Here is a 2675-nt window from a genome sequence, read left to right on the forward strand (position 1 = left end):
CCGCCCCTGGCGCCGATCGTGCTGCCGGCGCCGCCCAAGGACCAGACGGTCCCGGGCCTGCAGCAGAACGACAGCAAGCCGAAGACGCCCGGCGGTTAAAACTGTTGCGAGGGCGTCCTGTGTTCAGACCGGGCCGCCCCACTAAGCGCTTCAATCATACGTTCCTAAATCAGCTCAAGCGCCTTGAACACGAAGGCATATTCGAGTGCCACGTCACGTAATCCCTGGTAACGACCGCTCATGCCGCCGTGACCGGCGCCCAGCTCGGTCTTGAGCAGCAGCAGGTTGTCGTTCGTCTTCGTGTCGCGCAGTTTGGCCACCCACTTGGCCGCTTCCCAGTACTGCACGCGACTGTCGTTGTAACCGGCAATCACCAGCATGTGCGGGTAGGCCTGGGCACGCACGTTTTCGTACGGCGCATAGGCCTTGATGCGCGCATACACCTCGGGCTCCTGCGGGTTGCCCCATTCGTCGTACTCGGTGACGGTCAGCGGCAGTTCCGGGTCGAGCATGGTGTTGAGCACATCGACAAACGGCACTTCGGCGATCGCCGCCTGGAACAGCTCCGGGCGTTGGTTGAGCACCGCACCGATCAACAGGCCGCCGGCGCTGCCGCCGCTGATCGCCAACTGGTTGGCGGTGGTCAGGCCCTGGGCGATGAGGTGTTCGGCGCAGGCGATGAAATCGCTGAAGGTGTTCTGCTTGTGTTCCTGCTTGCCGTTGCGGTACCAGGCTTCACCCAGCTCGCCACCGCCGCGCACGTGCGCGATGGCAAACGCCACGCCTCGGTCCAGCAGGCTCAGGCGCGCATGGGAGAACCATGGGTCCAGGCTCGAGCCATAGGCGCCGTAGCCATACAGGTACAGCGGCGTCGTCTGGCCGAGCTGGTCACGCTTGACCACCAGGCTGATCGGCACCTGGGTGCCGTCGGCGGACGTGGCCCACAGACGCTGGCTGACGTAGTCATCGGCGTTGAACTCACCGAGTACCGGGGTTTCCTTGAGCACCTGCTGTGCCCCGCTGGCCAGTTCCAACTGGCGCACCTGGGCCGGACGGTTCAGTGCTTCATAGCGCAGGCGAATCCTGTCGCTGGCAAATTCCAGGCTGTTCTGTACGTAGAGGCTGTAAGCCGCGTCAGGCAGTTCCACGCGATAGGCCGGCACGCCCTCGGGGTGCACTTCGATCACCGGCAGGCCGCCGATGCGCAGGCTCAGGGTCATGGCGCTGGCGTTGAGGCTGACGCCGTCGAGCATCACCTCGTCGCTGTGGGGGATCAGGTTCTGCCAGTCGGCTTCGGTCGGGGGCGTGCCGCTGTCAGGCGCGACGAACAGCGCGTAGTTGATACCGTCGCGGTTGCTGCGGATAAACCAGGTCCACTGGCCGTTCAACTGGCCGTGATCGACATCGTATTCGTGATCTTCCACCCGCGGCGCCAGGCAGGTGAAGTCCAGGTGCGGCTGGTCGGCGTCGAGGGCCCAGATCTCGCTGGTGGTCTTGCTGCCCAGGGCCAGCAGCAACTGGCGCTCGGAGCTGGAGCGGTAGCAATGCAGGAAGAAGCGTCCGTCGGGTTCGTGGAACACTTCCTGCGCCGCCGTGCCGTCCAGGCGGTAGCGGTAAAGCTTGTGCGGACGATGAGTGTCGTCCAGTTCGCCGAAAAACAGCGTGATGCTGTCGTTGGCCCAGGTCATGCTGCCGTCGCAGTTGTCGAATGCCAGCTCACTGACCTTGTCGGTCGCCAATTCCTTCACGTACAGGGTGTAGATCTCTTCACCCGTGGTGTCGAGGCTGTAGGCCAGGCGCTGATGGTCGGGGCTGATGCTGAACGCGCCGAGGGAGAAAAAGCCGCCATTGGCCAGCACGTTCGGGTCCAGCAGCAATTCTTCGCTGCGCTCATCCACCTGGTTGCTGTCATCGGCCGGGCGCCGGCAGCGGTAGTGACGCGCGTATTCGTCACCGGCGGTGGTGCGCGTGTAGTACAGGTACGGGCCCCAGGGGGAGGGCAGGGACAAGTCGGTTTCCAGGATACGGCCCTTGATTTCCTCGAACAGCGTCTCGCGCAGTGCCTGCTGATCGGCCAGTTGGGTCTCCTGCCAGGCGTTTTCCGCTTTGAGGTAATCGAGCACTTCAGTGCTGTCACGTTCCTGCAGCCAGGCGTACGGGTCTGGGCCTGGGGCTTTGCGGGCAATCGGTGCGGTCGAAATAGGCATGGATAATTCTCTATCGGGCGGACGGTGGCCGGCATTGCAGCCGCGACACGCAAAAGCCGTTATCATAGCCGCCTCTTTGCCAGCCTTGCCATGGACACCATGACCGAGAACGACTATCTGACCGCTTGGGGCCTCTACGCCTTCGCCGCTTTGGGCTGCCTGTTGGTGTGGTGGCGCATGACCCGCTGGATCTGGCGCTGGCTGCGTGAGCCGTTGCAGTTACTGATGGCGGTGCTGTTGCTCAGCCCCACCATTGTCGACCCGATCAAGACCCAGTTCGCGCCCGCCGTGGCGATCACTGCCCTGGACCTGCTGCTAAAGGTCGGCAATAACGCCTGGCGCGCCATCTCCGACCTGTTCATGTACACCATGATCGTGTTTGCGCTGTACATCGTGTTCGTGCTGATCCGCTGGCCCATCGAGCGCGCCGCCAACGCCCGCCGTCAGCGCAAGGCCGCCACGGATGCC

The 2675-nt window shown here is 63.7% G+C and carries 2 protein-coding genes; one reads left to right on the forward strand and one right to left on the reverse strand.

Annotation, left to right across the window (positions count from 1 at the left end):
- Positions 1-164: 164 nt before the first annotated feature.
- On the reverse strand, positions 165-2207 hold the full coding sequence (locus BFP96_RS02170; RefSeq protein ID WP_065935497.1) for a S9 family peptidase: 2043 nt from the start codon (positions 2205-2207) through the stop codon (positions 165-167).
- Positions 2208-2231: 24 nt separating this feature from the next.
- Between BFP96_RS02170 and BFP96_RS02175 the strand changes: the two genes are divergently transcribed.
- On the forward strand, positions 2232-2675 hold a 444-nt coding region (locus BFP96_RS02175; protein ID WP_065935498.1), incomplete at its 3' end, for an MFS transporter.

Source organism: Pseudomonas sp. 34 E 7, from assembly GCF_900005715.1.
GTDB lineage: Bacteria > Pseudomonadota > Gammaproteobacteria > Pseudomonadales > Pseudomonadaceae > Aquipseudomonas > Aquipseudomonas orientalis_A.

Bases quoted from the DNA above. Each gene is read 5' to 3' on its own strand.
- BFP96_RS02170 (WP_065935497.1), bottom strand. From the start codon at position 2,207: ATGCCTATTTCGACCGCACCGATTGCCCGCAAAGCCCCAGGCCCAGAC.